The sequence below is a fragment of the Marinimicrobium koreense genome, from assembly GCF_003762925.1.
Lineage (GTDB): Bacteria > Pseudomonadota > Gammaproteobacteria > Pseudomonadales > Cellvibrionaceae > Marinimicrobium > Marinimicrobium koreense.
In genome coordinates, this window is record NZ_RJUK01000003.1 from 109,008 (window position 1) to 132,313 (window position 23,306).

Below are 23,306 nucleotides of genomic sequence, written 5' to 3' on the forward strand. Positions count from 1 at the left end.
CTACTCGGACTCATCCACCAAGGTTTCTACTAACGCCACTGAATCATTTCGCCCAGCCGCTCAAGGTCATTGATCACCCGCCACTGGCCGCCGCCGGATTCCACCCGGCCCTGCCAGTGCTCCAGGCGCTTGGCGTAGTCCCGCGGGTCGATGTTGTCCCGGCGCAGTTTGGTGACATTCAGGGCAACCACTTCCACCCCGGACATGTCGATGGGGAAGTCCCGAATCTGCCCTTCCTGAAGGTCTTCCTCCAGATCGGAGAACACGAACAGGTAGCGCTGCCCGGCGCCGGTTTCAGTCAGATAGTCGTGACCCTGAATCACCCCGCCGGTGATGTCGGTATTGGCGGCACCTCGCTCGATACCCCCCAACACCTCATCCAGGGTTTCCTTGAAGGCCCGCTTCTGGCCATTGGCCACACTCGGACGATCGTCAAAAGTGACTTTGGCAACGATGTTTTTCTCGGTAAAGCTGCCGCCGTCAATCAGGGCCACCGCCATGGAATCGCCGCTGTCCAGACTACCCAGCAGATAGGCAATCAATGACTGGGCTTTGTCCAGCTCCTCGGTGTAGGTCCCGGAGGTATCCAGCAGCAGGTACACGGCGCGGTTGTCTGTTCGCTGGGTGTCGCTGCAGGCGCTGATCACTCCCAGCACACTTAGCAGCGCGGCCAGGACAACGCCGCGCCGGAGCCAACCGGAATAACGGTTCATGGTTGTCTTCGTCGTACGCTTCATGGCTGTTTCCACAGTTCGCTTCATGGCTTCACCCCCACCACCTTGGTTGCTTCCAGATCCTCACTGTCATCCCAGGGCGGGTCCTCGCGGTCGGCTTTGCGCTCACTGGCACGCGGACGGTTCACCCGCTGCTCGATGGCCAGAGGGACCACAATCAGCATGTCGTACAGGTGCACCAGCATCTTGCTCAGGTGATTGGCCATGCCGCCCACCAGACGGACGACCAGGCGCAGCCCCCGTAGCAGTGCCACGACCATAACCCCCACCACGGTGCGCAGGGAGTGAATGAACGACTCCAGCGGAATCGCCACAAATGCCAGCACGAACGGCAGAATGAAACCGAGCACCATCTGACCGATGGAGGGAATCCAGCGGAACTGGGCCTCCACCACCGCGGCTCCGGTCAGGGTCTGGTTGAGCGCCTCGCGGTCCAGAGCCAGCAGGTCGCGCATATAGGCCAGGGAGGCTTCAATGCTGGCCAAGATGGTCAGCAGCGTCAGGCTGACAATCATCATCCGCCGGCGCATCCGGTCATCCATACTGCCGATGATCGGGAACAGATGGGTGATCCGCAGGGACTCCAGCAGGAACACCCCCATGGCCACTTCCAGCAGAATGATCACCAGCGCGGCAACGTCCGAAATGCGCATGGACCCCACATAACTATTGCTGCCGACCATTTCCGACATGGGCATGGCAATCAGGTGGAAGTTGATCAGCCCGCCCATCAGCGCCACGGCCAAGACCAGCCCGGCAATCAGGAACTGGGTCATGGAGGACGCGGTCAGGGAATTCACCGCTTTGTCTTCCCCGGCACGAATCGCCGCGTATTCCTGCATCTGCTCATCAATGGTCTTGCTGCGTTCATCCAGCCCATCAATGGTCTGCTTCACCTGGCTCAGGTTCTGATCCAGGGAGCGCCACTGGGGCTGCATCCCGGCCAGAATCCGGTGCCGCTCCCGACTGCTTTTCTGGTACAGCTTCAAGGTCTCTTTATGGGCGTCTTCAATCACCTCCCGGATATTTTCCAACACCTTGTGTACCGCCGGGTCACTGCTGCCGGGCAGGCCGGAGACAGTTTCGATCACCTCCGACCAGGCCGGCGGCAAAGGCGGCGCATCGCTGGCCTCCTGATAGTCGGCCTCGATTTTCTCGATGGCGTCGGCAATCTTTCGGTGCAGATTGGGGTAGCGGCTCAGATCCCGCTCCATGATGGTATGCACCCGGTTAAAGTCCCGCTCAATGGCGGCTTCCGCCGAGCGGCGCCCCATGGCCAGCAGCACGTCCCGGTTGCGCGCCACCAGGCGGCTTTCCAATTGGCCGATGGACCGGCTCCACAGGCGCATGGCCCCATGCACGGCCCGGCCACTGGCGCGAAACAGTTGATGGGCATGGCGGCGCCCCAGATAGAGCACCACCACCAGAATCACCAGCCAGATTGCCAGCGAGAGCGCCGGCGAATCCGACCAGAGGGTCAGTAGTTGATTGAACATGATGAATCCTCCGAATCAATGATTGTGCCAACCAGCGGATTGGCTTGAGTCGAAGTATCGCGAACGTGGGTGAAAAATCGGTGAGTTGGTCAGGCAAGCAGGCTGATACCACCTCAGAGGCGGGCGGCTTTGCCCAACAGTGACCGCCATCACAGCCTTTCTGGCAGCCAATGCTACACTTTGGCCATGGCAGACATACTCTGGGTTGAAGATCAGTCCCACTGGATCGAGAAGTTCCAGCCGGTGCTCGAGGCCACCAATTTTGATGGCCGGCCCACCCGTGTGCAGGTATTCCGGTTTGCCGAAGCGGCCTGTCAGCACATCAAGCAGAGCGGCGCCGGCCAGGCACCGGATATTGCCTTGCTGGACGCTCAGATAAACGGCCGGGACAGCGCCGGCGCCTCGGTATCCCGGGCACTGCAGCGCAAATGGCCCGACGTCCCCCAGGTCTATCTGTCCGAGTACAGCGGCACGGATATTGAGCAGAGCGCGTTCGAGCAGGGAGGCATTCAGGACTTTATCGCCAAGCATCAACGCAATATCGAAGCGGTCTTGTGCTGGCGCATCAAGGCCGCCTTGCGCCAGCGCGAAGCACCTACAACCGAACAGCTCACCAGCGGGCCCCTGACCCTGGATAAGCTCACCTGGGAAGTCTTCTGGCACGGCCACAAGCTGATGAACCCCAACAATCCCCGCCGCCCTCTGGGCCCGACGCCCCGGAAAATTCTGCGCTACCTGGTGGAGGCTTCCCCCCGGCCGGTATCCACCCTGCAGATGGCCGAGGCATTGGAAGCCGACCCGGAGCGGTTTTCCTACGCCAATTACCGCCAGCACATCAAAACCCTGCGCCACGCCGTTCAACAGGCCCAGCCAGAGCGGGACTTCATGGCCCTGTGTCAGCAAGGCGAAGGGATCGTCACTTTTGGGGACCTGGGTGCCTATTGCTGGAAGCCGGTCCAATCAGAGTAAGGAGCCTCACCGTGGCCGACCCCGACAATACTGCCCTCAACACCACCTCCCACCCTCCGTCGGTACGCCCGCGCCGGCTGGCCTTTCCCTGGCTGAGCAGCCTGGCCGGGTTGGCGCTGGGCGCCTACCTGCTGGCGGCGGGCGAGCCCCAGCTGTTGCGCGAACTGGGCCTGATGCCCGAGGGCTACCGTCTGCACCCACTGCTCCAGGAGCTGGAGATCAAACTGGCGGCGCTGCTGATCTTTGCCTTGCTGATCCTGCGCGACGTATTCCATCACAGCCGGCGCCTACGCGCCTTTGACCGGGATATCGAGCGCTTGCGCACCGAGCTGAACCAGGTCTGGCAGAGCAAGAAACAACTGCAACTCAAAGCCCACACCTATGCCGGTCACGCCGACAAACTGAAACTGTTTATCAGCGAGAAGCTGCTGGAATATATCGAGTACGACGAGAAGTTTCTGCACTTCAAAAGCATCGCCGCCGAAGTGCGTCACAACGGAGTCATCTGCTTTGACAAGGTGCAGACCGCCTTACAGAGCCACCTGGAACAGGATCAGTATCCGGACGAGGAGACTCATGGCCGAGACCGCGACGCCTTCGAAGCGATGCGCTATCTGTGGGACCTGCTGGACCTGTCCACCACGGACAACATTGCCCTGCACATCGGCAACCAGCTGTGCGAGTGTGAGGAGCACTACTACCAGCGCCTGCTGAACGATGACGCCTCCGAAGCCGTACCCCATCGCCCGGATTACCGGCCGAGGCGGGCCACACTGAAGGCGCTCGCGCCCCTGCTGCAGGAATCACCGAGCCGGCTCGAAGCCCTGGATGAGGGCTCAACCGAGCGGTTGGTACTGGACGACGACCCCCAGTTTCGTGCCTATCTGGACCCGACCGACAGCCTGCTCGGCAACGAAAACCACTTTGTCCTGATGCTGGAAAACCTGCTGAAAAACGCCCAGTTCTTTGCCCGTAAAAAGGCCAAATCCAAATACAACCGGGTGGCGCTCACCCTCGGCCAGTTGGGCGCTCGGGTCGAGCTCGCGGTGTACAACCGGGGCCCCCACATCGAGCCCGACGCCATGGAGCAGATTTTTCAGCTCGGCTACTCCACCCGCCGCGCCCGGGAGCACCACGGCAAGGGGCTCGGATTGTTCTTTGTCCAGGAGATCGTCAAAGGCTATGAAGGTCGGGTAAAGGTCGAGAACGTTGAAAACCGACCCGCCTATTATTCCCTGCGCATTGCCCTGGCCGACGGCCAGCTGACCACCGAAGTGATTGAAGTCACCCTGAACGAAGACGGCCAGCCTCAGTGTCGGCGGGCCCAGACCCTCAGCGCCCCCTCCGAGCCGGGAGCGGCAACGCTGGAATGGGATTTCGACCAGGCCATCACCCGCGTGGAGCTGACCCCGACGGGCAGTCAGGACACCCTCGCCCTCGAGCTGGACCCCTCCGGCGGCCGGGAGACCCGGCTGGACCCTCAAAACCCGGCCACCCCCCGCTGGGCCTTGGAGGTGCAGCCCCGGCGCAAAGGCGGCAAGCTCACCTTTACGCCGCTGGATGTCGCCGGGGTGTGCTTCCGGGTGCTATTGCCCACCGCCGCCTCGAGGGTCGAGGGGGACGATGAGGACCTGGACGCTCTGGCACCCCGGGTTGAGGACCTGAACCGCCCCTTCGAGGCTCTTGAGGAGTACCGGGACTGAAGCCGCCCGGGACATTGAAATTCGGCCAGTCATCCCCATATATAATTAAACGTTACTACCAGTATAGGTTTTTATATTGTTGGCATTTATAAGCGCCATTGCTTTTTGCCCCTTGCCTGGCCGCAGTGCAATCCTTATTATGCTGGCACACGTATAAAGCGGCCACGACCCGCTTGGCGCGGTCGACACCGCTTCACTCACGATACCGATTTGGAGACACAGCTTTATGAGTAGCGACGCTATTGTGCACGTCACTGACGAGAGCTTCGACGCCGAAGTTCTGAAGTCCGACAAGCCCGTTCTGGTGGATTTCTGGGCAGCCTGGTGCGGTCCCTGCAAAATGATCGCTCCGATCCTGGACGAGCTGGCCGGCACCCACGGTGACAAGATCAAGATCACCAAGATGGATGTGGACGCCAACAAAGAAGTCCCGGGCAAGTTCAACATCCGTGGTATTCCGACGCTGATCATCTTCAAGAACGGCGAGCCGGACTCTACCAAGGTGGGCGCACTGTCCAAGCAGCAGCTGGTCGAGTTTATCGAAGGCGCTCTGTAAGCCCGAACCCCGTCGGCAGCCCCCGCCTGGCGGGTGGCTGCCGGGCGCACGGCAAGCAGTGACCGGCGCCTTTGCACTACCCGGCGTTTATCGCTATACTCCCTTCATTCGATGTTTGCCCGGCCTTGATTCAGCTCTGAACCACCATCCAGATCGATGGACCAGCCAAATCGATGGGCAGCTCCGGGGAGTTGACTGAAACGCCAGTTGATTTCCAATAAATTCCCGCTTGTTCTCCCTGTTTCGGCGCTCTGTGGCTCAGCCACCCTGGCCTGCAGTCAGCCTGTAAGCAGAGATAACAGCACCCCGGCACCGCCAGTCCCGCACGCTCAGAATCACAATTTTCGTGCAACAACAAATCCATTAACCTTCACACCAAAGTCACACTGTATGAATTTAACCGACCTGAAAACCAAACCCATCGAAGAACTGATCGACATCGCGCGGGAAATGGGGCTGGAAAGCATGGCCCGTTCGCGCAAGCAGGACATCATCTTCAATATCCTGAAGCGCCACGCCAAAAGCGGTGAAGACATCTACGGCGACGGCGTCCTGGAAATCCTGCAGGATGGCTTTGGCTTTTTGCGCTCGGCCGACAGCTCTTACCTGGCCGGGCCGGACGACATCTATGTCTCCCCCAGCCAGATTCGCCGCTTCAACCTACGCACCGGCGACACCATTGCGGGCAAGATCCGGCCCCCGAAGGAAGGCGAACGCTACTTCGCCCTACTCAAGGTCAACGAGATCAACTTTGACAAGCCCGAAAGCTCCAAACACAAAATCCTGTTTGAAAACCTCACCCCCCTGTTCCCCGATGAGCGCCTGCGCCTGGAAGCCGGTAACGGCTCCACCGAAGATCTGACTCCGCGCATTATCGATCTGATTTCTCCCATCGGCAAAGGCCAGCGCGGCCTGATCGTGGCACCGCCGAAAGCCGGTAAGACCCTGATGATGCAGAACATTGCCCAGGCGATTACCCGCAACAACCCCGAGTGCCACCTGATCGTTCTGCTGATTGACGAGCGTCCGGAAGAAGTGACCGAGATGCAGCGCTCGGTGCGCGGCGAAGTGGTCGCCTCCACCTTTGACGAGCCGCCGGCCCGTCACGTGCAGGTCGCCGACATGGTGATCGAGCGGGCCAAGCGCCTGGTGGAACACAAGAAAGACGTGATCATTCTGCTCGACTCCATCACCCGCCTCGCCCGCGCTTACAACACCGTGATTCCCTCCTCCGGTAAAGTGCTGACCGGTGGTGTGGACGCCCACGCTCTGGAGCGTCCCAAGCGTTTCTTCGGTGCGGCCCGGAATATTGAAGAGGGCGGCAGCCTGACCATCATCGCCACCGCGCTGGTCGACACCGGCTCGAAGATGGACGAAGTGATTTACGAGGAATTCAAAGGCACCGGCAACCTGGAACTGCACCTTGATCGGAAAATCGCCGAGAAGCGTATTTACCCGGCAATCAATGTACGTCGCTCCGGCACCCGTCGCGAAGATCTGTTGATGAAGGAAGATGAAATGCAGCGCGCCTGGATTCTGCGCCGCCTGCTGCACGACATGGAAGACGTGGCCGCGACCGAGTTCCTGGTGGACAAGCTGAAGGACTTCAAGACCAATGATGAGTTCTTCCTGTCCATGAAGCGGAAGTAAACGTTGGGCAACGGCGGATGCGGCCTGCCGTGGCAGGCGTAGGGCGGATAAGGCCAACGGCCGCATCCGCCGTAACCACACCACGACGCTCATCCGCCGTTACCAAAACGCCCCTAACATAATCTGCCTCCACGCCCCTCGCCTATGAAATACCGCGACCTCCGAGACTTCATCCACCTGCTCGAACAACGCGGCGAACTCAAACGCATCACCGCCGAAGTCGATCCCTACCTGGAAATCACGGAAATCTGCGACCGCACCCTGCGTGCCGGTGGCCCGGCCCTGCTGTTTGAAAACCCCAAGGGCTACGATATTCCGCTGCTGGGTAACCTGTTCGGCACCCCTGAACGGGTGGCACTGGGCATGGGTGAAGATTCCGTGGAAGCCCTGCAGGAAGTGGGCAAGCTACTCGCTTTCTTGAAAGAGCCCGAGCCCCCCAAAGGCTTCAAAGACGCCTGGGAGAAACTGCCGATTTTCAAACAGGTCCTGAACATGGGCCCGAAAGTCGTGCGCAAGGCGCCCTGTCAGGAAGTGGTGCTGGAAGGCGACGCAGTGGATCTGGACAGGCTCCCCATTCAGACCTGCTGGCCCGGCGATGCCGGCCCGCTGGTCACCTGGCCGCTGGTGATTACCCGGGGCCCGGAAAAAGAGCGACAGAACCTGGGCATCTACCGGATGCAGAAGATCGGCAAGAATCGGTTGATCATGCGCTGGCTCGCCCACCGCGGCGGCGCTCTGGATTTTCGGGACTGGCAGAAAGCCCACCCGGGTGAGCCCTTCCCGGTCTCCATCGCGCTGGGCGCGGACCCGGCCACCATTCTTGGCGCGGTCACACCAGTACCAGACACTTTGTCCGAGTACGGGTTCGCCGGATTGTTGCGGGGCGATAAAACCGAAGTGGTGAAAAGCCAGACCAACGACCTTCAGGTGCCCGCCTCCGCCGAATTCATTCTGGAAGGCTATCTCGCCCCGGACGATATGGCCGATGAGGGGCCGTTTGGGGATCACACCGGTTACTACAACGAAGTGGATCGCTTCCCGGTCTTTACCGTGGAGCGCATCACCCACCGCAAAGATCCGATTTATCACAGTACCTACACCGGCCGCCCGCCGGATGAACCGGCCATTCTCGGCGTGGCACTGAACGAGGTGTTCGTGCCGATTCTGCGCAAGCAGTTCCCGGAAATTGTGGACTTCTATCTGCCGCCGGAAGGTTGCTCCTACCGCATGGCGGTGGTGACCATGAAGAAACAGTACCCCGGTCACGCCAAGCGGGTGATGATGGGCGTCTGGTCCTTCCTGCGTCAGTTCATGTACACCAAGTTTGTGATTGTGGTGGATGATGATGTGAATGCCCGGGACTGGAAGGATGTCATCTGGGCAATCACCACCCGCATGGATCCGAGTCGGGATACGGTGCTGGTGGATAACACCCCCATTGATTACCTGGACTTCGCCTCGCCGGTATCCGGGTTGGGTTCGAAGATGGGGCTGGATGCCACCAACAAGTGGCCCGGTGAAACTGATCGCGAATGGGGCAGTCCTATTGTGCAGGACCCCGAAATCAAACAACGCGTGGATGCGTTGTGGGATGAGTTGGGGATAGATTCGTAGTTGGGTTACGGCGGATACCACGGCAGTCCGCGTAGGGGCCGAGCGCAGCGATTAGACCCCGCATCCGCCGTTACCAAACGTCCACCTACCGGCGAACTGCATGCGATTACTCTCTATAATTTTAATCTTCATTATCTCTCTCGCGGCCAACGCAGAGAACCCCACCTATCCAATCCACTACCACGTCACCTTAAACCCCGAGCACGACCGCGCCGAGGTGGTGATTGAAAGCGACCACCGGGGCCTGCTGAAATTACTGGATTTTGATCTCAGCTCCGGCCGCTATTCCAATCTGGAAGCCAACGGCGAGCTGAAAATCGAAGACGATCGCGCACTCTGGACGCCGCCCAAGCGCAACGCCCGTTTAACCCTGCACGTAGAAGTGTCCCACGAGCGCGACCCGGGCGAGTACGACTCTCTGATGACCGAGAACTGGGCCATCTTTCGGGGCGACGACATCATTCCGGCGGCCCGCGTGCGGACAGCAGGCAAGGTTTACGCCGAGGCCTGGCTGGAATTTTCGTTACCGAAGCATTGGACCAGCGTCACCACCGGCTGGGATAAAGAGGGGGCACGCCGGTTTCGGATCGACAACCCCGAGCGGCGCTTCGACCGGCCCACTGGCTGGATGATTGCCGGACAACTGGGCACCCGCCGGGAGAAGCTGGGGGATACCGAGTTGGTGGTCAGTGCGCCAAAGGGCAGCAGCCTGCGGCGGATGGATGTGGTGACCCTGATCACCAACGTCTGGCCCGAGGTCGAACAAGCGTTTCAAACCGCGCCTCCCAAATTCGCGGTCATCGGGCACGGCGACCCCATGTGGCGCGGCGCCCTGTCTGGCCCCAATGCCCTGTTTCTCCACGGCGACCGGCCCATGGTCAGCGAAAACGGAACCAGCACGGTCATTCACGAGCTGATCCATGTGGTCACCCGGATAGACAGCCGTGATAGAAGCGATTGGTTGGTCGAGGGGCTGGCGGAATTTTATGCGGTGGAACTGCTGTATCGGGCCGGGTCGCTGACCGAAGCCCGACGCACGCGAATTATGGAAGGTTTGGCCGACTGGGGTAGCGAAGTGAAAACCCTGCGTAAGAAACGTTCGGCCGGCGCCACCAGCGCCCGGGCGGTGGTGCTGCTCGATGAGCTGGACCGGGAAATTCAGAGTGTGACAGACGGCGAGCGCAACCTGGATGACGTCACACGGGTGTTGATAGAGAAGCGTACGGTGACCACCGGGATGTTTGTAGAGGTGGTGGCCGAGGTGATGGGTAAACCCTCAAAGGTACTGGATACGCCGCTGCTTCGGCAGGCGGAATAGTTGGGTTACGGCGGATGCGGGCTTTGCCCTCCGATACGTCGGACCGATCCGCCCCACGCGTGCCTGCGGAGGTTATTGTGACGGTGGGTTACGGCGGATGCGCCTTCGGCTTATCCGCCCTACGGCCGAGCGCAGCGGTATAACTCCGCGTAGGGCGGATCGGTCCGACGTATCGGAGCGAAGCGCATCCGCCGTAACCACGCCCAGCCACATCCGCCATAACCCAAACCTTCCAATACTCATCAACCCAAGGCACAATAGCGTCACACTAACTATAACCCAACACCCGGAGATCCACGGCAATGCTCAAGAAGTATCTGTTTACCGCCGCCTGCGTACTCGGTCTGCTGTTTACCTTTACCAGCGTCCAGGCCCAGTCCATCCCGCAATTCAAAGTCCTGATGTTCACCAAGACGGACGGGTTTCATCACAAATCCGTGAATGAAGGCGTGGCCGCCATTCGCAAAATGGCCGAAAAGCACGAGTTCGCCGTTGACTGGCACGAAGATGCCAAGCTGATCAACGACGAGAATCTGGAACAATACGACGTCGTCCTGTTTTTGCTCACCACCGGCAATATCCTGAACGAAGAGCAACAGGGAGCCATGGAGCGCTTCATCCAGTCCGGCAAAGGCTTCGTGGGTATCCACAGCGCCTCGGACACCGAATACGACTGGGACTGGTACACCAAGATGGTGGGCCGCACGTTCCACATTCACCCCCGCAACCAGACCGCTGAGCTCGAAGTACTGGATCGCAAATTCCCGGGTCTGGAGCGCATGCCCGACAAGTTCTGGTGGACCGATGAGTTCTATGAGTTCGGCACCGAGCGCATCGATACGCTGAACTACATTCTGTCCGTGGATGGCGATAGCTATGACCCTTACGCCAAGTGGGGCGAGAAGGAAAGCCAGGACATGGATTTCCGGCCCATGGCCTGGTACCACGAGTATGATGGCGGCCGCGCCTTCTACACCGCCCTGGGGCATATTCCCGCCACCTATGGAGACCGACTGTTTCTGGAGCATATCTATGGCGGCCTGATGTGGGCGGCCACGGGTAAAGGTCTCAAGAAGTAGATCTTAGGTACTTCGCCCTCGCCTCGGGGGCGGTTTGTCGGATTACGCGCTGCGCGCTAATCCGACCTACGGGCTAACGGCGGATGCGCCTTCGGCTTATCCGCCCTACTCAAGCTGCGGAGGTACGCGTAGGGCGGATAAGGCCGAAGGCCGCATCCGCCGTAACCACACCCAAACCAATCTCTTCTGGCGCATTTCACACCATTTTGCCACCCACCGCACAACCTGTCGTATATCCCAGACGTATACTAGCCTTTAAAGACTGATCCACCGGCTGGGTATTCGCTATGTCTGTCATCACCAGAGCCTCTTGGCCATTCGCCCTGACAATGGCACTGGTCGCCTGCAGCGGCAATCCGGGGCCCACGGTTTACGAAGTGCGCGCGGAGTACAATCAGGGCGGGCAGATCACGCCCAGTCAGCGCCAGGTGGAGGAGGGTCAGACCACCAGCTTCACCATCACCCCCGAGCCGGGCTACGAGCTTCAGAGCATTACCGGCTGTGGCGGCGAGCGCACCCGGGATATCTTCACCACCGATACGGTTCAAAGTGACTGTACCGTCAGCGCCCGCTTTGAACTCAGCGATTATCAAGTCAGCACCCAGGTAAGCGGCTCGGGCACGCTGTCTCCAGAGTCTGCTCTGGTCACCATTGAGGATATCACCGAGTTTGCCGTGCTTCCCGCCGAAGATTACCGCCTGGCCAGCATTTCCGGCTGCGGCGGCAGTCTCGAAGAGGACCGATATACCGTTGCCAACGTACAGGCTGACTGCACTATCAATGCCCGCTTTGAGCCAGACGTGTATACCGTGAGCGGGACCTTGAACGCCACCGCCCTGAATCAGTTTGACGGCACGCTCAATGACGCCAGCACCGAGTTGGTGCTGAACGACAGCTTCGATACCCCCCAATTCATCAATAACCGCACCACCCTGGCCGGCTTTGCTACCGCCGAACCTGCCGACATCGACCCGCGCTTCCCGGCGCACTTCGCAGACACCGCCAACCCGGCGGATTACTATCGAGTCAGCCTGCAGGAAGGCCAGCTGATCCAGTTGCAGGTGGTGGATTACGCCCCGGTGGAGGGAGATGAGCCTCGCTATCAGGGCGACCTGGATCTCTACCTGTTTTCGGCCACGGAGGACCTGGTCGGCAGCTCCACCGGTACCGGAGAGTTTGAGGAGCTGACCATTGGTGCAACCGGAGATTACCTGATTGAAGTCGCGGCGGCCCAGGGCACCTCCAAGTACATACTGCGCCTGCTCCCCGAAGGCACCGCACCGCAGACCGACCTGAGCCAGACCCAAAGCGGCGACTTCGTGCCGGGACAGATGCTGGTGATACCCGCCGAGACCGGCCAGAAGCGTCTGAACACGGCGAACCGGGTGCGAGTGCAACTTGAACACAGCGCGCCGTTTAGCGCACGCGCCGCCCATCGTCCGGGCAGCGCGCTGGCAAGCCTCAGCCTCCGCAACCCCACCGCCTACCAGAAGCTCACCACCCTGCGGTCCATCAAGGCCCGGCGTCTGGATCCGGCCGTCGCCCGGGCGGAACCCAATTACCTGCGCCACGCCCAGCGCGTTCCCAATGACCCGCGCTACAACCTGCAGTGGCATTACGACGCCATCAATCTGCCCCGCGCCTGGGATCTGACCACGGGGACCCCGGTCAGCGGTGATCCACCCATTGTCGCGGTGGTGGATAGCGGCGTGCTGCTCGAACACCCCGATCTGCAGGGGCAATTGCTCGACGGCTATGACTTTATCCGGGACGACGAGGTCGCTAATGACAACCAACCAGGTATTGATCCGGACCCCAACGATCCGGGCGATGGCGATGGCCTGAACCCGGACAGTTGGCACGGCACACACGTGGCCGGTACGGTGGCGGCAGCCAGCGACAACGGCCGGGGCGGTGCCGGGATTGCCTGGGGAGCGCAGATTATGCCCCTTCGCGCTCTGGGGGTTGGCGGAGGCACCAGCTACGACATTTTACAGAGCGTGCTGTATGCCGCCGGGCTGGAAAACGACAGCGGCACCCTGCCCGAACGCCCGGCGGATATCATCAATCTCAGCCTGGGCGGCCCCGGTAACTCCCAGATCGAAGCGGACACCTTCCGGGAGATCAGTGAGACCCTGGGCATAGTGATCGTCGCCTCTTCCGGTAATGAAAACACCTCCGAGCCGCTGTTTCCCGCGAGCTACCCCACGGTCATTTCTGTGGGTGCGACCACCGCCGCTGGGCGACGTGCGCCCTATTCCAATTTCGGCGCAACGCTCGATCTGGTCGCGCCGGGAGGCTATCTGCAGGAAGACGCCAACGGTGATGCGATTCCCGACGGTATTCTCAGCACCAGTGCAGAGCGAGATGGTACGGGCGCCATTCAGCCCGGTTACAGCCTGTCCTACCAGGGCACCTCCATGGCGGCACCCCATGTGGCCGGGGTTGCGGCCTTGATGAAAGCCGTATACCCCGGGCTGACCGCCTCGGAATTTACTCAACTGCTGGAACAGGGGGAGCTAACCTCGGGGGATGGCACGCGCAGCGATGAGCTGGGCTATGGCCAGATTGACGCTGAGCGCGCTGTGGGCACCGCATTCGGTATCGCTAATGGCGATTTCGAATGGCCCGCGCGGGTGAACGTGCAGCCATCCCGGGTCAACCTGGGTACCACGTCGGAAACGCTGGTCGAATTGATCTCAGAGGGAGAGGGAGAGCCGGGCTCGATCACCGTTGACACCGAGGTACCCTGGCTGGCGGTCGAGCCTTTTGAGGTTGAGCCCAATGGCCTGGGCCGTTACCGGGTCAGCGTCGACCGCGCGTCCCTGGAAGACAGCCCGGGCTTTTATCGGGGTCGGGTGCTGTTTACCGTGGACAGCGACAGCACACTGACGTTGGAAGTCTTCATGGAGGTCGGCACGGTTTCAACCACCGGCCAGCTCACGCGAACCTACGTGCTGCTGATTGATCAGGACGACGCCGAAGGCACGGCCTACCAGGCGGTGGCCCTCCCCACGGACACCACCAACGAAGAAGCCACCTTCGAAATCACCGGAGTACTCCCGGGCCGCTACTCTGTGGTCGCGGGCTCCGATATCGACGCCGACGGCATCATCTGCCAGCTGGGCGAGCAGTGTGGGGCCTACCCCAGCCTGGAGCGTGAACAGATCATTGAGGTGACCGACGCCGACCGCACCGGGCTGGATTTCACCTTGGGTATTCTGGGGGGCCTGCTTGAATCCAGCTCCCAATCTCTGTCGGGCAACCCCGAGCCACCCGCAACCCACGTCAGGCAAGTGCCCCCACCCGAGCAGCGCCGACAAAGAAGCTCTCAAGAGTAATCATTTCCGGCCGCTAACCCTAAAGCAGGACGCCCCGCCATCAGGTCCATTAGCCCAAATTCTGGCCTGATACGGGGTTCGCTATGCTCCGAATCAGCGAACCTCAGGATTTTTATCACAATTTTTTCTAGAACATTCCGTGTCTGATCGGAACCACTGTGGCAAAATGCAAGAAAATACGCCACGGAGCACTTTCCGGATCAGCGGGAACAACGCGTCGGCCATTAATAGTAAAAATGAGGGTATCGTGAACAATCTATCGCTGAAATGGAAAATCCTTCTGAGTGTCACCCTGACCTGTATTCTGGCGGTTATCGTGACGACTGTGGTTACCGTCCGAGCCGGGCTTGCCACCACGGAAGAGACGATTATTGAAGACACTCGCACCCTGACCCAGGTCTTGGGCACGTCCAATATCGGTGCCATCAGCTTCGGAGACAGCACCACCGTCAAGGCATCGCTGGAAGCACTCACCGAAAGCGAGCGTATTCTGAACGCCGTGATCTACAGCAATGGCGAGCCGTTCGCCTGGTTTGTGCGCAATGCCGACGGTGACCAGCTGCCCAGCGATATTCCCCGCAGCCCACGTCAGGCGGGCATGCTGGAGCTGGATGGCGATATCGTCATGACCGAATCCATCATGGATGGCGACAACCGGATCGGCACTATTGCCGCCCGCGTGGACATGAGCGAGCTGGACAACCTGGTCGGCGAGGCCGTGGGCGATGCCGTCATCCTCATCATTGTGATCAGCATCATTGCCGCGTCGATTGCCTACCTGGTTCAGGCAAGCATTACCAAGCCGGTCAATCAGGTGGTACGGGCGCTGCGTGATATCTCCGAAGGCGAGGGCGACCTGACCCGGCGCCTGCCGGTCAGCGGCAGTGATGAAATTGCAGAGTTGGCCACCTGCTTCAACACCTTTGTGGAGCGTCTGCACAGCATCATCGCCAGTGTGGCCGACACCGCCCAGGAAGTCAGCGAAAACGCCCATATGGTGTCCCAGCTGTCCAACGAAAACGAAAACGCCATCAAGAACCAGCAAGCCGAAATCGAGCAGGTGGTGGTGGCCATCAAGCAGATGGCCAATGTGGTGCAGGACGTAACCGAGAGCGTCAGCGAAACCGCCGAGAAGGCGCACCAGGCCGATCAGTCCGCCGCCAATGGCAAGCAGGTGGTGAATGCTACCACCCGCCAGATCGAGAACCTGGCCTCGGAAATCCGCCGGGCCGCCGAAGTCATCGACCGGCTGAACAAAGAAACCGTCAGCATCGGCTCGGTACTCGATGTGATCCGTGGAGTGGCCGAACAGACCAACCTGCTGGCCCTGAACGCCGCTATTGAGGCCGCCCGCGCCGGCGAGCAAGGTCGTGGCTTTGCGGTGGTGGCCGATGAAGTGCGCACCCTCGCCTCGCGCACCCAGAGCTCCACCACCGAAATTCAGGAGATGATCGAGCGCCTGCAGGTGGGTGCCAAAGAAGCCGTGGAAATGATGGCCGAGGGTACCAGCCAGGCGGAAGCATCGGTGGAGAAAGCCGGTGAAGCCACCAGTTCCCTGGTGGATATTACCGAGCTGGTCAGCGTGATTCGCGATCGCACCAACCAGGTGGCCGTGGCCTCGGAGGAACAGAGCTCGGCCACTCAACAGATTGAAGGCAACATCGACAGTATTTCCCAGGTTGCATTGAGCACGGCGGAGAGCTCCAGCCGGATCAATTCCAACACCAGCAGCCTGGCGGAAACCGCGGAAAAACTCACCAGCCTGGTGAACCGCTTCAAGCTATAGGACAGCGCACCAAAAACCATAAGCCAGAGAGAACAAGCGTCATGAAAAAACAACTACTTCTTTGCAGTGTGGTAGCCACCCTCAGTCTGCCTGGCCTGGCTCAGGCATGTAGCGCCCCGGACGCCAAGCCGGCCATTCCTGACCCGATGACGGCGGAAACCGCTCAGATGGTCAAAGCCAACAACGAAGTGAAGGCTTACGTTAAGGCCATGGAGGAGTACCTGGGCTGTGCCCGCATGAGTGGCGGTGAGAAGCGGAAGGAAATTTCGGCGTTGGAGGATTTCGCGGCGGAGTTTAACGAGGCAATCCGGACCTTCAAGTCGCGGAATAGTTGATTTCGGGGTAGCGGCGTAGGGTGGTGACGGCGGATGCTGCCGAGTCGGGTTACGGCGGATGCGCGCTTTGCGCTTATCCGCCGTAACCCAACCACCCCATCACATCACATCATTCGATCACCATAATCCGACACCGGCTTCTTCGGCCGCGCATTGTTCAGGCTAGAGGGAATTTCGCTGATGTGCCCACCCCGGGCCAGAAAGGCCTCCACCTGGCGAGCCAACTCATCGCGCAGTCTCTGGCGGGCGGCCACACTGAAGTCCTCATGGGCTTCCGATTTAGCGGAATACGACAGCTCAACTTCAGACTCATCCAGCGCCTCATCGTCGGCACTGTCTTCATCCTCGAGCACATCATCCACATCGTTGTCGTTAAGGGGATATTGACTTGCCATAGTGACACCTCCACCACGCCAGTTGCACGTCAACCCAGGCCATAACGACCGTTTTCGAGTGGCCGATTTTGACCCGTTTTCGCGTAATTTATAGCGCAAGAAAACGACGACGTCATGAGTTTTTGGTGGTGTTTTTAGGCTTTTTTTACCTTAGCAGGGAACCGGGGTAAAATTTTGGTTATTACCGGCGGGTGTCCTCAGATCGTTCCGACACATCGACACCGTTGAAACCGGCGTATAGTCCCACAGACCACCCTATGGAGCGCGCCCCTGGCGCACCTTCAACCACTAACGGAAGCAGTTATGAATGTTCGGCTACTGAGTAAACACTTCCCCCAACTGGCTGAGCTGCCCGAAAAAGAACAGGCGGCGATTCTGCAGCAGGCCCACGAGCGCGCCTATGCGCCCGAGAGAAAACTGACCCACTGGCGGGGAAACATCATCAGCCTGGTGTGGATCTGCGCGGTATCGCTGTTTATCGCGCTGGTGGCGGGACCGGCGCTAGGGCTGGGGCGGCCGGTGACCGGGGGGATCATCATGGTGGTGGTGCTGCCCATCTTCATGGTGCTGCGCCATCGGCAGTATGTGGCCCAACTGAGGCCCGAAGTGGATGCCATCCTGGCGCGAACCCGGGACTGAGCGGTTCGCTCCCCATAAAACAAAACCGGCGCCCTGAGGCGCCGGTTTTGGGTAGTACTGGAGCGATCAGGATCAGATCGCGTCCGGGCCGGTTTCGCCGGTACGGATACGGATGATCTCCTCCAGCGGCGTGATAAAGATCTTACCGTCGCCGATTTTGCCAGTCTGGGCGGCCTTGGTAATGGCTTCCACCGCCTGCTCGACCAGAGAGTCGTCAACAGCCAGCTCTACCTTTACCTTGGGCAGGAAGTCCACCACATACTCGGCACCCCGATACAGCTCGGTGTGACCTTTCTGGCGGCCAAAACCTTTGACCTCGGTGACCGTCATGCCCTGAACGCCTACCTCGGACAGTGCGGTGCGCACGTCGTCCAATTTGAACGGTTTTACTACAGCAGTGATCAGTTTCATTGTGAGTTCCTTACTTAAACGACTTTAAAGTGACGGTGTTGAAATGCCCTATGCCTCTAAGATACACGTTACAGCGGTTTGGGTCATCTCCCGCCACTCAAAAGCAAGTGGCTTGAACGCCGGAGGTGCAGAACACCCCCGGCCGGTCTTTACTTGTTGCTGACAAATTCCGGATAGGCTTCCATACCACATTCGGACAGGTCCACACCTTCGTATTCCTCGTCCTCGGAAACCCGCAGGCCAATCACCGCCTTGAGAACACCCCAGACGATCAGGCTGGTCACGAATACCCAGACGAAGATGGTCAGTGCACCGATAATCTGTCCCAGGAAGCTGACGTCGCTGTTGGTGAAAGGTACCGCCAGCAGACCCCACAGGCCGACCACACCGTGTACGGAGATGGCACCGACCGGATCGTCGATCTTCAGCTTGTCCAGGCCCACGATGGAGAAGACCACAATGATACCGCCGATGGCACCGATGATGCTGGCGCCCAGAGCGCTCGGGGTAGAAGGCTCAGCGGTGATCGCTACCAGACCGGCCAGAGCACCGTTCAGCGCCATGGTCAGGTCAGCCTTGCCGAACAGGATGCGGCCCAGGATCAACGCAGCCACCAGACCAGCTGCCGCCGCGGCGTTGGTGTTCAGGAACACCATGGCAACGGAGTTGGCGTTGGCAATATCGCCCAGTTTCAGCACCGAACCACCGTTGAAGCCGAACCAGCCCATCCACAGGATGAACATACCCAGGGTGGCCAGCGGCAGGTTGGCACCGGGAATAGCGCGCACTTCACCGTTGGGGCCATATTTGCCTTTACGGGCGCCCAGCAGGAGTACACCAGCCAGAGCCGCGGCCGCACCGGCCATGTGGACGATACCGGAACCGGCGAAGTCAGAGAAGCCCAGGTCGCCCAGGTTATACATGCCAAAGACATCAGCACCGTTCCAGGTCCAGGAACCTTCCATCGGGTAGATGAAACCGGTCATGACAACGGCGAAAGCCAGGAAGGCCCACAGCTTCATGCGCTCAGCGACTGCACCCGAGACAATGGACATGGCGGTAGCCACGAACACGACCTGGAAGAAGAAGTCAGAAGCGCCGGAATAGATGGAACCACCGGTGAAGTCACCACGTTCGGAGAACTCACCCAGGGTAGAGGCGACATCCACGTTCTGGATACCGGAGAGGAAAATTCCCCCGTCGTACATAATGGCGTAACCACACACCAGATACATGATGCATGAGATGGCGAACAGAGAGACGTTTTTGGTCAGAATCTCTGTGGTGTTTTTAGCACGGACCAGACCCGCCTCCAGCATAGAGAAGCCCGCGGCCATCCACATGACCAGAGCCCCACATACTAGAAAGTAAAACGTGTCGATCGCATACTGCAAATGAAAAATATTTTCTTCCATTGCATTTTCCCCGTCTTTATGGATTGTGAGTTGAAAAAACAGCTGATATTGCCGGCCTGACCCCGGACAGTGCATAGAGCAGGCCAACAAGATAAAAAACTTATTATTCAAAGACTTAGGGAATAATTACGATTGGGAGTCGCGCGCCAACCAGCCACTTCGCACCAACATGGCGCATGCACCGCCCCGGTGCGCACCAACTTTGCACCAAACTGGAACTGGCACCGCTTTCCGCTTTAGAATGGCACCTGCTGTGCCAGACAGGCACTGTGATATGCTCAAGGAATAAAGAAGGCAGGAATCTGATTCTGATGGAATACGACAACGTTACCTTTATGGCGTACCTGAGCGCAGCCGTCGTCGCCGCGCTGCTGACGTTGACGTACATCTATCAGTTCTTCAAAGAACAGAAGACAGCCATCTTCGCCCCAGCGGCGGCAGTACACACCCTGAACCTGCTGGTCATCGTCGCCGGCATCAGTCAGCCCTGGCCGGCCACCCACTGGACGTTTTTCTTCGAGTGCCTGCACTACAATATCTGGACGCTCTCGGTCTACCTGACCCTGAAAGCCAGCGCATCCAACAGTGCCCTGCCCCGAAGCCTCAAGATTCTGTTTCTGATCGGCTGGCCGGTGACCCTGTTTGCCCTGGTTGCGTCCGCCACCCAATGGGAGCTGATCTTTTCATTGGAGGCATGGCTGACTCTGTCCCTGGCGGTAATCGGGCTGGTGAGTGTAGAGCAGCTATTCCGTTACGCCGCCGGCAACGATCGGCAGATCAAACTGTTGTGCATGAACCTGGCCGCGTTGTTCCTGTACGACATCTATCTGTTTACCCATGCGCTGATTTTCCAGCAGATTGATCCACTGCTGTGGCAATCCCGGGCCGCCGTTTCCATTGCCACCTGTCTGTTTATGGCCCTTGGCGGCCTGCTGCTTCTCCAGCGCAATGACCGGCCGGCCAACTTTACCCTGTCCCGACCGATTGCCTTTTACACCACCTCCCTGATTGCCGTCGGGGTGCTGATTACCATTCTCGCCCTTGGTGGTTACTACGTGCGCCTGTATGGCGGCAACTGGGGAACCGTCATCTACAGCCTGGTGTTGATCGGTGCGGTGTTATTGATCACCACCGTGTTCGTGTCCACCACCATCCGCTCCCGCCTGTCGGTGTTGATCAACAAACACCTGTTCCGGCACAAATACGATTACCGCAGTGAATGGTTGCGCCTGATCAACTATCTGGCCCAGCCGGCGGAAACCAGCGAAGCCAATGAACGGGCTTTCTTTGCGGTGGCCTCGGTGACCAAAACCCCGGGCGGCGCCATCTGGATTCGTAAGCAGGGCTTTTATGAACCGGTCTACCAAAGTGGCCTCCCCAGCTACATTGACCTTCAGGAAGAGCCGGTGGACAGCCCTTTCTGTCAGACTTTTTTACAATCCGAGTGGGTTTTCTTTCCCGAAAGTGGCGACAACCTCGCCCTGAGTCAGTACAACGAATACCTGCCACCCTGGGTGCACAACATTCCCGATCTGTGGCTGCTGTTCCCCTTTATTGTCGGTGACGAACTCATCGGTTTTATGGCCTTGACCAAGCCTGTGGCGGACGCCTCCCTGACCTGGGAAGACCTGGACCTGCTGAAAACCATGGGACGCCAGCTGGCCAGTTACCTCAAACGGCACCAGCAGGCCGAACAGCTCGCCGAGGGACGCCAGTTTGACACCTATAACAAGCTCGTGGCTTTCATCATTCACGACCTGAACAACCTGATTGCCCAGCAGGCACTGGTGGTACGAAACGCGGAAAAACACAAGGACAAACCCGAGTTCATCGACGATGCCATTCATACCATCAGCAACTCCGTCGATCGGATGAACAACCTCCTCAAAAAGCTGCGTACCGACGGTAAAGACCTGATTACCCGCCTGTCGATCAACGACATTGTAAAAAAAGCCGTCGCCGAATGTTGGCGACAAAAACCCATGCTGACGGCTGAAATCAGCGACGATATAAGGTACATTGAAGCGGACGAAGTGCGTTTGGTAATGACCTTCACCCACTTCATCAAAAACGCCCTTGAAGCGACGCCGGACGACGGCCGGGTTCACGTCACCCTCCGGTGCGACGATCACGAAGCGGTGATTGCCATCGAGGATACCGGTAGCGGCATGGACTGGGATTTCATTCACAACCGGCTGTTCAAGCCGTTTGAAACCACCAAGTCCGGCAAGGGTATGGGGATTGGCGTCTACCTGTCCCGCGAGTATATTAATGACTTGAGCGGCACACTGAATGTGATCAGCGCCGTCGGCGAAGGAACCACCGTGACCGTCACCTTACCGGTCACGCAAGAGTAAAACGAACATGGCCGGTTCGGTGCCCACCGCCGGGAGCGGCCCCACGGAGTGAACACACCTCCGCAAAAAGGCTAAGGCATTATGAGTAAAAACAACAAGCACACCCTGTTGATTATCGAGGACGACCGAGGCCTGCAGAGCCAGCTGCGTTGGCATTTCGAGGATTACGAAACGGTATTTGCCGAGAACCGGCAGGATGCCATCGCCGCCCTAAGGCTGCACGAGTCACCCGTGGTCATTCAGGACCTCGGCCTGCCCCCCGACCAGGACGGTGTGGACGAAGGCTTCAAGTGCATTCAGGACATTCTGCGCATGTCACCCACCACCAAGATTATCGTCATGACCGGGAAAACCGATCACGACAACGCCATCCGCGCAGTGGCGATGGGCGCCTACGACTACTACGAAAAGCCGGTGGACCCGCAGACGCTGGACCTGATCGTCCAGCGCGCCTTCAACATTTTCGAGCTGGAGGAAGAAAACCGCCGCCTGGCCCGCCTCCAGCAAACCCCACTGGAAGGCCTGGTCACCAACGACCCCCAGATGCTCAAGATCTGCCGCATGCTGGAAAAGATCTCCCCCACCAACGTCACCTGTACCCTGCTGGGAGAAAGTGGCACCGGTAAGGAAGTCATGGCCCGGGCCATCCACCACCTGAGCCCTCGGCGCAACAAGCGCTTTGTCGCGATCAACTGCGCCGCCGTGCCGGAAAACCTGATCGAAAGCGAGTTGTTTGGCTACGAGAAAGGCGCCTTTACCGGTGCCGGCAAACAGACCCTGGGTAAAGTCGAAACCGCCCACGAAGGCACCCTGTTCCTCGACGAAATCGGGGACATGCCGCTCAACCTACAATCCAAGCTGCTGCGCTTCCTGCAGGAGCGCGTCATCGAACGCGTGGGCGGCCGCGAGGAAATTCCGGTGGATGTCCGGGTCATCTGTGCGACCAACAAAAACCTGCAAGAGATGGTAGACGAAGGCAGTTTCCGTGAGGACCTGTACTACCGAATCTGCGAGATGACGGTCGAGATTCCCCCGCTGAGAACCCGGCAAGGCGACAAAGTGCTACTGGCACGACACTTCATGCTCAAATTCGCCAAAGAACACGATCAGAAGATCAAAGGCTTTACCCCCGATGCGGTCCAGTCCATCGAATGTTACGGCTGGCCCGGCAACATCCGGGAAATGGAAAACAAGATCAAACGCGCGGTCATCATGGCCGACGGCAAACACATCACCCGGGACGACCTGGGCCTGATCACCGACGGCGAAGACCTGTCGCTCAACCTGCGCCAGGTGCGTCAGGAAGCCGAGCGCCACGCCATACTCCGGGCGGTGGCCATGACCGACAACAACATCTCGGCCGCCGCCAAGCTGCTGGGCATTACCCGGCCGACGTTTTACGACTTGATCAAGAAACACGATATCCCGTTAGGCAGCAACACAGTCCCTAACCTTTAGCTCCCATGATCTCCGTAGGGCGGATAAGCGCAACGCGCGCATCCGCCGCA

Annotated in this window: 18 protein-coding genes; 13 read left to right on the forward strand and 5 right to left on the reverse strand. The window is 59.3% G+C overall.

Annotated features, from left to right (window positions below):
• Positions 1 to 29 precede the first annotated feature (29 nt).
• Together EDC38_RS15015 and EDC38_RS15020 are read right to left on the reverse strand one after the other, a co-directional pair.
• Entirely contained in the window at positions 30 to 737 is a 708-nt protein-coding gene (locus tag EDC38_RS15015) for a vWA domain-containing protein (RefSeq protein ID WP_246004464.1), read from the reverse strand.
• Between the two features lie 20 nt (positions 738 to 757).
• Entirely contained in the window at positions 758 to 2,230 is a 1,473-nt protein-coding gene (locus tag EDC38_RS15020) for a hypothetical protein (protein ID WP_123639362.1), read from the reverse strand.
• Between the two features lie 129 nt (positions 2,231 to 2,359).
• Between EDC38_RS15020 and EDC38_RS15025 the strand changes: the two genes are divergently transcribed.
• The 10 genes from EDC38_RS15025 (at position 2,360) to EDC38_RS15070 (ending at position 16,581) form a co-directional block, all read left to right on the forward strand.
• Positions 2,360 to 3,199 (forward strand): response regulator, encoded by an 840-nt coding sequence (locus tag EDC38_RS15025; RefSeq protein WP_246004465.1) that lies wholly within the window; start codon positions 2,360 to 2,362, stop codon positions 3,197 to 3,199.
• Between the two features lie 11 nt (positions 3,200 to 3,210).
• The gene (locus EDC38_RS15030; RefSeq protein WP_123639363.1) at positions 3,211 to 4,902 is read left to right on the forward strand and encodes a sensor histidine kinase; all 1,692 of its coding nucleotides are present in this window, start codon (positions 3,211 to 3,213) and stop codon (positions 4,900 to 4,902) included.
• A gap of 226 nt (positions 4,903 to 5,128) precedes the next feature.
• Positions 5,129 to 5,458 (forward strand): thioredoxin TrxA, encoded by a 330-nt coding sequence (trxA, locus tag EDC38_RS15035; protein ID WP_024461954.1) that lies wholly within the window; start codon positions 5,129 to 5,131, stop codon positions 5,456 to 5,458.
• 390 nt (positions 5,459 to 5,848) lie between these two features.
• Positions 5,849 to 7,108, forward strand: a complete 1,260-nt coding sequence (gene rho, locus EDC38_RS15040) for a transcription termination factor Rho (RefSeq protein ID WP_024461953.1) — start codon at positions 5,849 to 5,851, stop codon at positions 7,106 to 7,108.
• A 144-nt stretch (positions 7,109 to 7,252) separates the two neighbouring features.
• Positions 7,253 to 8,722, forward strand: a complete 1,470-nt coding sequence (gene ubiD / locus EDC38_RS15045) for a 4-hydroxy-3-polyprenylbenzoate decarboxylase (RefSeq protein ID WP_123639364.1) — start codon at positions 7,253 to 7,255, stop codon at positions 8,720 to 8,722.
• Positions 8,723 to 8,822: 100 nt separating this feature from the next.
• Complete coding sequence (locus tag EDC38_RS15050) at positions 8,823 to 10,040, forward strand: M61 metallopeptidase family protein (RefSeq protein WP_123639365.1); 1,218 nt, start codon at positions 8,823 to 8,825, stop codon at positions 10,038 to 10,040.
• A 302-nt stretch (positions 10,041 to 10,342) separates the two neighbouring features.
• Complete coding sequence (locus tag EDC38_RS15055; protein WP_123639366.1) at positions 10,343 to 11,119, forward strand: ThuA domain-containing protein; 777 nt, start codon at positions 10,343 to 10,345, stop codon at positions 11,117 to 11,119.
• 287 nt (positions 11,120 to 11,406) lie between these two features.
• The gene (locus EDC38_RS15060; RefSeq protein WP_123639367.1) at positions 11,407 to 14,460 is read left to right on the forward strand and encodes a S8 family peptidase; all 3,054 of its coding nucleotides are present in this window, start codon (positions 11,407 to 11,409) and stop codon (positions 14,458 to 14,460) included.
• Positions 14,461 to 14,707: 247 nt separating this feature from the next.
• Positions 14,708 to 16,246: a methyl-accepting chemotaxis protein gene (locus tag EDC38_RS15065; RefSeq protein ID WP_123639368.1), complete on the forward strand. Its 1,539-nt coding sequence runs from the start codon at positions 14,708 to 14,710 to the stop codon at positions 16,244 to 16,246.
• 41 nt (positions 16,247 to 16,287) lie between these two features.
• A complete protein-coding gene (locus tag EDC38_RS15070) occupies positions 16,288 to 16,581 on the forward strand; it encodes a hypothetical protein (RefSeq protein ID WP_024461947.1) in 294 nt (97 codons plus the stop codon).
• 104 nt (positions 16,582 to 16,685) lie between these two features.
• Here the strand turns inward: EDC38_RS15070 and EDC38_RS15075 are convergent, their stop codons facing one another.
• Positions 16,686 to 16,976, reverse strand: coding sequence for a hypothetical protein (locus EDC38_RS15075; RefSeq protein WP_123639369.1), 291 nt, complete (start codon positions 16,974 to 16,976; stop codon positions 16,686 to 16,688).
• A gap of 303 nt (positions 16,977 to 17,279) precedes the next feature.
• Here EDC38_RS15075 and EDC38_RS15080 point away from each other — a divergent pair, with 303 nt between their 5' ends.
• A complete protein-coding gene (locus EDC38_RS15080) occupies positions 17,280 to 17,615 on the forward strand; it encodes a hypothetical protein (protein WP_123639370.1) in 336 nt (111 codons plus the stop codon).
• 72 nt (positions 17,616 to 17,687) lie between these two features.
• Here EDC38_RS15080 and EDC38_RS15085 read toward each other — a convergent pair whose 3' ends face one another.
• Complete coding sequence (locus EDC38_RS15085; RefSeq protein WP_024461944.1) at positions 17,688 to 18,026, reverse strand: P-II family nitrogen regulator; 339 nt, start codon at positions 18,024 to 18,026, stop codon at positions 17,688 to 17,690.
• A 149-nt stretch (positions 18,027 to 18,175) separates the two neighbouring features.
• Entirely contained in the window at positions 18,176 to 19,441 is a 1,266-nt protein-coding gene (locus EDC38_RS15090; RefSeq protein ID WP_123639371.1) for an ammonium transporter, read from the reverse strand.
• Positions 19,442 to 19,752: 311 nt separating this feature from the next.
• Between EDC38_RS15090 and prsK the strand changes: the two genes are divergently transcribed.
• The gene (gene prsK, locus EDC38_RS15095) at positions 19,753 to 21,798 is read left to right on the forward strand and encodes an XrtA/PEP-CTERM system histidine kinase PrsK (protein ID WP_123639372.1); all 2,046 of its coding nucleotides are present in this window, start codon (positions 19,753 to 19,755) and stop codon (positions 21,796 to 21,798) included.
• An 81-nt stretch (positions 21,799 to 21,879) separates the two neighbouring features.
• The gene (gene prsR / locus EDC38_RS15100) at positions 21,880 to 23,256 is read left to right on the forward strand and encodes a PEP-CTERM-box response regulator transcription factor (protein ID WP_123639373.1); all 1,377 of its coding nucleotides are present in this window, start codon (positions 21,880 to 21,882) and stop codon (positions 23,254 to 23,256) included.
• Positions 23,257 to 23,306 lie beyond the last annotated feature (50 nt).

Coding starts and splice junctions, on each gene's coding strand:
- EDC38_RS15050 (WP_123639365.1), top strand. CDS start 8,823: ATGCGATTACTCTCTATAATTTTAATCTTCATTATCTCTCTCGCGGCC.
- trxA (WP_024461954.1), top strand. CDS start 5,129: ATGAGTAGCGACGCTATTGTGCACGTCACTGACGAGAGCTTCGACGCC.
- rho (WP_024461953.1), top strand. CDS start 5,849: ATGAATTTAACCGACCTGAAAACCAAACCCATCGAAGAACTGATCGAC.
- EDC38_RS15060 (WP_123639367.1), top strand. CDS start 11,407: ATGTCTGTCATCACCAGAGCCTCTTGGCCATTCGCCCTGACAATGGCA.
- EDC38_RS15075 (WP_123639369.1), bottom strand. CDS start 16,976: ATGGCAAGTCAATATCCCCTTAACGACAACGATGTGGATGATGTGCTC.
- EDC38_RS15080 (WP_123639370.1), top strand. CDS start 17,280: ATGAATGTTCGGCTACTGAGTAAACACTTCCCCCAACTGGCTGAGCTG.
- ubiD (WP_123639364.1), top strand. CDS start 7,253: ATGAAATACCGCGACCTCCGAGACTTCATCCACCTGCTCGAACAACGC.
- EDC38_RS15085 (WP_024461944.1), bottom strand. CDS start 18,026: ATGAAACTGATCACTGCTGTAGTAAAACCGTTCAAATTGGACGACGTG.
- EDC38_RS15090 (WP_123639371.1), bottom strand. CDS start 19,441: ATGGAAGAAAATATTTTTCATTTGCAGTATGCGATCGACACGTTTTAC.
- EDC38_RS15015 (WP_246004464.1), bottom strand. CDS start 737: ATGAAGCGTACGACGAAGACAACCATGAACCGTTATTCCGGTTGGCTC.
- prsK (WP_123639372.1), top strand. CDS start 19,753: ATGGAATACGACAACGTTACCTTTATGGCGTACCTGAGCGCAGCCGTC.
- EDC38_RS15055 (WP_123639366.1), top strand. CDS start 10,343: ATGCTCAAGAAGTATCTGTTTACCGCCGCCTGCGTACTCGGTCTGCTG.
- EDC38_RS15020 (WP_123639362.1), bottom strand. CDS start 2,230: ATGTTCAATCAACTACTGACCCTCTGGTCGGATTCGCCGGCGCTCTCG.
- prsR (WP_123639373.1), top strand. CDS start 21,880: ATGAGTAAAAACAACAAGCACACCCTGTTGATTATCGAGGACGACCGA.
- EDC38_RS15070 (WP_024461947.1), top strand. CDS start 16,288: ATGAAAAAACAACTACTTCTTTGCAGTGTGGTAGCCACCCTCAGTCTG.